Consider the following 6,463-nt stretch of genomic DNA (forward strand, 5'->3'; position numbering starts at 1 on the left):
TCTAAAGGTTTTCCCTAACCCAACGTTTGAATTCTCTTATCGCTTGACTTCTGCCAACGCTGAGATTCTGCTGAACCGTTCGATTAATCAGTTCAATAATTGGAATACCGGGAAAGTTAGGACTAACATTAGATTCAACATAATTTCCCTCTTGCAGTAAGTTTATTTGCAATCCACGCCGCGTATATCGCCAAAGTTCCGGCACTCCCAAACGCTGATAATTCTCAAACTGAGTGCGGGAAGTAATATCAATTTCTATTGCCAAATCTGGAGGCGGGTCTACCGTCAAATCTATCCTAGTTTTTCCGATAACTGCTTCATAGTTTTGAATATAAAAACAGGTATCGGGTTCCACAGCTTGAATCATTTGTTCATTTTCAAACGTACTAGAACCCAACGGTTCAAAACTTATTTGAAGTTCATCTAAAAGAATTCTTACCAATTCGCCAATAATTTCTTTTGCCTTCTCATGTTCTGGTAAAGGAACCATTATTTCTAATAAACCATTACTATAAGAAAGTCTCGCTGCCCGACTTTCTCCCAATTCCTCTAAAATTGTTTCAAACTGCTGCCAGCTAATATTTTTTAACAGTAATTGTTGACCAGGCTGTACGATAATTTGTTCAAGGGTTAATTGCATAATTTTTAAAGGAAGAACTTAACTTATGCAAGGGACATTTGACCAGTATGGTATCGAACACATTGAGCTTAACTCACTCGCTGATTTAGACCGCCTTGTATCTGAACGGTTTGATATCCCTCTACGCCCCTACTCAACCGACATCAGGGCAGCGCTGGAACTTGTTATTTGGAACTTCGAGAACTCAGAAGACCCTTATTTTGCTATGTTTCGTTCTGAAGAAGAAGCGCTCCCAAAAGCCCCTTTTGGAGTCGGTTTTGCTAGAAAGATGTGGAGTTATGGAAAAACAGCACCGTTGGCAATTTGTCAAGATGCTCTCTATCAACTTAAATACGTTCATGTAACAATTGCAGAAAATGACTAATCCTCCAAAAACGCCTTAATCTAAAATCCAAAATCTAAACTACTTTTGTTCCTTTAGCCCACAGTTCCTGCCAACCATAATTGACACTTGTCACCCCAAAATCAGGCTCCTTTTGGAATGGTTCCCGCACATAGCGCACCACACACCCATTATCGCCAACGTTGTAAGTCCCCTGCTTGGCTTTAACCTTCCAAACATCCCCCTCGGTAAACTCCTCCGATTTTGGCACTCGCACCAACGCCAGGATAAAATCCTCTGGTTTATTTAAGGCGGTGAGAATCTCATTCTTGGTCACCGTCACCGTATCCGCCCCTTCAATTCGCCCCTTGACTTCAATAAACCGCAGCCGTCCCGTGCCAGGAATGCGCGACTCAATATCATAACCACACTTTTGGTGACTCACATCAATGGGTTCGTAACCCAGTTTTCGCTCTGCTGCCATCACCGCGTCCATCGCCAGCAGTTCCACCCGCTTCGTCTCCTTAGCAAAGGCATCCACAACTGACTGACGCTTCCCTTGGAGTCGTTGCAACAACCCCATAGGTACAACCAATGCTCCCCCCACCACCACAGGCGGCAAGGGGGAGAGACGGCGTTCTTGCGCCAACTGTTCCATTCGCTTCGAGAGCCGTGCTTGCAGGTCATCTGCCCTTGCCCTAGCTTTGGCAGAATTAATCTTGGCATTGACTTTCCCCGCCTGTTCTTGCAGCTTCAAATCTTCTGCCCGATGATCCCAATAGTTAATTTCTTTGGTCAGTCGGTCTTTGACAGCAGCCACAGTTTTGTCGATGAGTTCTTCCTTGTGCTGTTTGATCTCTTGGAGGTGCTGGGGAACGAGGTGCGCGATCGCGTATCCTGCTGCTTGGGACTCAATATCTGCTTGCAGCCAAGACTGCTTCAATATTGCCTCAATCAGGGTAAGTTCTTCTTCTGTCAGGGGTCGGTAGTCGAGATAAGGTGCATATCCAGCGTTCTGAACCGTCACCCCCTGCCCCTCTCCTAAATTGGGAGAGGGAGGTAAGAATACTGTTTTCTCCACTTCTACCATCAAGGGAGAAGTGGTTGGGGGATTAGGGTGTAAAGGTGAGGGCGCAATCTCTACATACTGCATTCGCCGCGACACCACCCGCCGATTGCCAGCAGCATCAGTTCGAGCATCTTGAATAGAATGTTCCAGGTATACTAAGGCGCGGACTTGTTCGCTGGGGTCATTTTCATCCACCAGAACGCTACCTTGTTTCAGGACATCCCGGTGACGTTCCAGAACTAAGTCAAGAGTGGCATCCAGTAGGGGATGACCCGGACAGATGAAAGCAGCCAGAGGCTTACCGGGAATGCTAATCAACTGTTTGTCAAAACAAATGCGTTCGTAGCGGGTAAGGATTGGTTCTCTGGTACCGACCTGACGACCTCGGTTGCGAACGATTGCGGGAACGTGAGTGATTTCATAGCGATTGGGTTCGCGATCGCGCACAGCCCCCCCTAACTGCTCAAAAGCTTGCAGAAAGAAAGACGCAATGAAGTGCGGCTGCAACTTCCTCGCCTCGGCACGTTCCATCTCTTCCCGAATTTGGCGGACTTTCGAGATATCCATCGCGTGCCGCGCCAAGGCTTTATCTTCCAATAGCTGCTGTAAGCGCTGGCGATCGAGCTGACTGTTGACAACCTGGTTCAGCCGTTCTCTGACTTCCAGACTGTCGCCGTAACGAATCGCTTCAATTAATAACTCTCGCAGTTGTGTCCCGTCGATCGCTTTCCCCAGGACATCAAAGACTTTGCCGCCCAACGCTTTCTGTTCTATCTCCAGCTTCTTGAGGAGTGCCAGGTACACCTCCCCTTCACGGGTTTCTTCCGCTACCAGGTTCCACAGGTGACAGACTTCGGTTTGCCCAATCCGGTGGATACGACCAAAACGCTGTTCCAAGCGGTTGGGATTCCAGGGCAGGTCATAATTGACCATCAGATGGGCGCGTTGCAAGTTAATCCCTTCCCCTGCTGCATCCGTCGCCAGCAGCACCTGCACGTCCGGGTCTTGAGTAAAAGCTTCTTGGGCTTTGCGCCGTTCCTCGCGTCCTATTCCCCCGTGAATAATTACGACCGCTTCTACCCGTCCAAGCAAGGTGCGTATCCGTTCTGCCAGGTAGTTGAGGGTGTCGCGATGTTCGGTGAAGATAACCAGTTTGCGCCGATGACCTTTTGCATCAAATAATTCGGCTTCGTTCTGTAGCAATTGAGACAGTTCTTCCCATTTCTTATCGGTACCACTGCGGCGCACTTGCAAAGCAAGTTGTTCTAATTTGTGGAGAACGGCAATTTCCACTTTGAGTTCGGCAATGGTTCGGGCAGCTGATGCTTGGTCAACAACAACTTCTTCTGTTGCTTCTCGTTCTTCGCTAGGCGTATCATCGTCAAAATCAAGCTCATCAGGGTCGTCAACAAAGGTTGCCCCTACAACAGTTCCTAAATCAATAGGGGCATCATTTCCCCGTTTAAGTAATTCCTCTTCTTTCAGGCGTTTTTGCAACCGTTCCCGCCGTCGGAGTAGCGATTGGTAAATGGCTTCAGGTGAAGACGCTAAGCGGCGTTGCAAAATTGTCAGAGCAAACCCGATTGTACCTTTACGCCCGTTACTTTCTAAAGCATCGGCGCGATTAAATTCTTCACGAACGTACTCGGTCACTTGTTTGTAAAGGACTGCTTCCAAGTGGGAAAGTTTGTACCCAACGGTGTCAGCACGGCGTTCTGGAAATAGGGGTGTACCGTCAAACTTGAGCAAATCTTCTTTCACCAGCCGTCGCATCAAGTCAGAAGTATCTACGACGTGAACGCCATCGCGGAATTTGCCCTCAAAGCGATCGCCATCGAGTAGCGCCATGAATAGTTGAAAGTCTTCTTCCTTGCCGTTATGGGGTGTAGCGGTCATTAGCAGGAAGTGACGGGTAAGGCTGGAGAGTAATTTACCCAACTTATAGCGTTTAGTTTCTCTAATTTCTCCCCCAAAGAAAGAAGCGGACATTTTGTGGGCTTCATCGCATACCACTAAGTCCCAATCGGTTTGTGCTAACTTGGCTTGCAGATCGTCATTGCGACTTAACTTGTCAAGTCGAGCGATCGCCAGAGGTATTTCTGCCAAAGCGTTACCACTACGGGCGGCTTCAATCCGGTCGTTAGTTAGGATTTCAAAAGGGAGATGAAAGCGCTGATATAACTCGTCTTGCCATTGTGCTGCCAGACTACCAGGGCAGACAATAAGACAACGATTGAGGTCGCCTCTAATTAAGAGTTCGGCAATCAGCAACCCCGCCATGATAGTTTTACCAGCACCAGGGTCATCAGCCAGTAGGAAACGCAAGGGTTGGCGGGGTAACATTTCCCCGTATACGGCGGTGATTTGGTGAGGAAGCGGTTCGACCAGGGAGGTATGAACCGCCAGCATGGGGTCGAATAGATGGGCGAGTCGGATACGGTGGGCTTCTGAGACTAGACGCAGTAAGGAACCATCGGCGCTAAAGCTCCAGGGACGGTCTTGGGTAACGATTTCCAGTGTTGGTTCGCGATCGCGGTACAACAATTCGTTGCCTGGGCGACCGCTGGCTTCCTTATAAGTCAGTTCAATAACATCAGAACCAAACCATTTGACATCAACAACTGTTACTAGCCCGTTAGGTAAGATTCCCTTAACTGTGGCTCCCTTGGTTAAGTCTTCTAGTTGCATCATCCTATAAGATAGAACTCTATTTGAGCTGAGAATTTTTTACTTATTTCCACTTTCGAGCTTTTAAAGTAGTTGAGTTAAAAAAAATACATTAAGAAGCTAATCGAAGTTCTAACTCAGTTGTAATTTTGCTTTCTACTCCTTCAATCGCTGTCATGATGCTGTTTTCAGGAGCTTCAAGAATTGACCATTTAACTTCATTTAAGTAACTCAAAATATTTTGATGTAGGACGGGGCGAGATTCGTCCACCATTCGACGGTAATCCCATGTATCCCAAACTAAAATGCCTACCGCTAGGATTGGATCTACCAGTTGAGCGCCAACTTTAGCCACAACTGCTCCACCAGCTTTTGCTGCTATCTTGGCAGCAGCTTTCGCTGCAAAGTTTAGAGCAACTTTACCTCCTATGCCTGCTGTAGTGAATATTAGTAAATCAGTTGTCAGATTACTTGTTAGACTTTCTGGAGAAAGGCTAGATTTACTGTTTCCCGTTTCATAGGCTACTGTCGCCAGATCGTTTAAGTATCTTTCCCAATCACCATCAGGAATTTTATAAGTATTTTTGATTGTGGCTAATTTCATACCTAACGCGGAGGCATAGTTTCGACCCACCCTTACTGCCAATTTTTCTAGTGATTCTTGGGCTTGTTCTGGACTTAAGACAAGTTCAGAAAATTTATTTTGAAAATCTTCAATCATTTTCTGTTGCAAAGCCTGATTAGGATTTAACTTTTTTTCAGTCTCTTTCCTAAAAAAATTGAGGGAATAATCTCCACCGAAGGCTAACCAAGCAAAAGGGATGCCAAACTCCATCCCTTTCTGGTTGATGTAGCTAAAATACCAATTTAAAAATTTATCATCAACCTTTTTCATTAAATCATTTACCCAATCATCTAATTCAGAAGCCGCAAACTCTTCGGTGCTATCATGTGCGCTTCTAACTGCATTGAGCAGATACTGGTCAAGTTGTGACCAGTTAGTTGACGAATCAATTGATGTCAACTTGGAATAACTTTCTCCGCGCTTTGTCAACACATCTGCTGCATAAGCGGGAGAAATTTTTCCAAGCGCTGGAATCGTTGCCCCTAAAATGAGGGTAATAGTGAGCGTCAGGCAAAGAAGTAGCTTGACCAATCCATTGCGAAACATAATTCTCATCGCTAGTCTTTAAAGTTGAGGAATGGAACTATAGAAATCCTATTGGACTTGTGAGATGCTAGTGGTTCAGATACCCGACTTATTAAAGAAGTCAGGTATCTCGCCTTCACGAATCATTTAGGAATGCTATAGGTAGATTGCATAATTTTGCTTTGTATTTGGTCAACTACTGTCATAATCCCCTTCTCACTATTGTTGAGAAGGGAATTTTTTACTTCTTTCAAGTAATCAGCAATATTGTTATGTAAAATTGGCTTTTCCACACTGGCAGTGCGGTTAGCGTCCCATACATCCCACATAACTATACCTACGCCTACAGTGCAATCTAAAAGCCCTGCCCCTAATTTACCAGCTAGACTTGCACCAGTTTTAGTGGCAATTTTTGCACCAACCTTACTAGCCAACTTAGCAACTACCTTACTACTAACTTTTAATACAAGCGGTGCAACCAAAGGTTTAACGGCTAAATAAGCACCTCCTCCAGCCAGTACTTTTAGGGACAGATTGGATATTTGTCCCTTGCTATCATTAATAGTAATGGCAGTTTCATTGAGATATCGATTCCAATCAGCCTGAGGGATTTTA

Annotated in this window: 4 protein-coding genes and 1 pseudogene; 1 reads left to right on the forward strand and 4 read right to left on the reverse strand. The window is 45.8% G+C overall.

The window, feature by feature from the left end:
- Window position 1: 1 nt before the first annotated feature.
- Window positions 2-640, reverse strand: a complete 639-nt coding sequence (locus NDI33_RS19990; protein WP_190676131.1) for a Uma2 family endonuclease — start codon at window positions 638-640, stop codon at window positions 2-4.
- 25 nt (window positions 641-665) lie between these two features.
- Here NDI33_RS19990 and NDI33_RS19995 point away from each other — a divergent pair, with 25 nt between their 5' ends.
- Complete coding sequence (locus NDI33_RS19995) at window positions 666-1,004, forward strand: hypothetical protein (protein WP_190676133.1); 339 nt, start codon at window positions 666-668, stop codon at window positions 1,002-1,004.
- Between the two features lie 34 nt (window positions 1,005-1,038).
- On the opposite strand, the gene NDI33_RS20000 is transcribed toward NDI33_RS19995, so the two are convergent.
- The 3 genes and pseudogenes from NDI33_RS20000 to NDI33_RS20010 all read right to left on the reverse strand — a co-directional run.
- A complete protein-coding gene (locus NDI33_RS20000; protein WP_190676135.1) occupies window positions 1,039-4,722 on the reverse strand; it encodes a helicase-related protein in 3,684 nt (1,227 codons plus the stop codon).
- An 88-nt stretch (window positions 4,723-4,810) separates the two neighbouring features.
- Window positions 4,811-5,869 (reverse strand): hypothetical protein, encoded by a 1,059-nt coding sequence (locus tag NDI33_RS20005; RefSeq protein WP_190676145.1) that lies wholly within the window; start codon window positions 5,867-5,869, stop codon window positions 4,811-4,813.
- Window positions 5,870-5,991: 122 nt separating this feature from the next.
- Window positions 5,992-6,463 (reverse strand): annotated as a pseudogene (locus NDI33_RS20010) (hypothetical protein); the annotation flags it as partial.

The sequence above is a fragment of the Trichocoleus sp. DQ-A1 genome, from assembly GCF_039961955.1.
In the GTDB taxonomy this organism is placed as follows: domain Bacteria; phylum Cyanobacteriota; class Cyanobacteriia; order Cyanobacteriales; family FACHB-T130; genus FACHB-T130.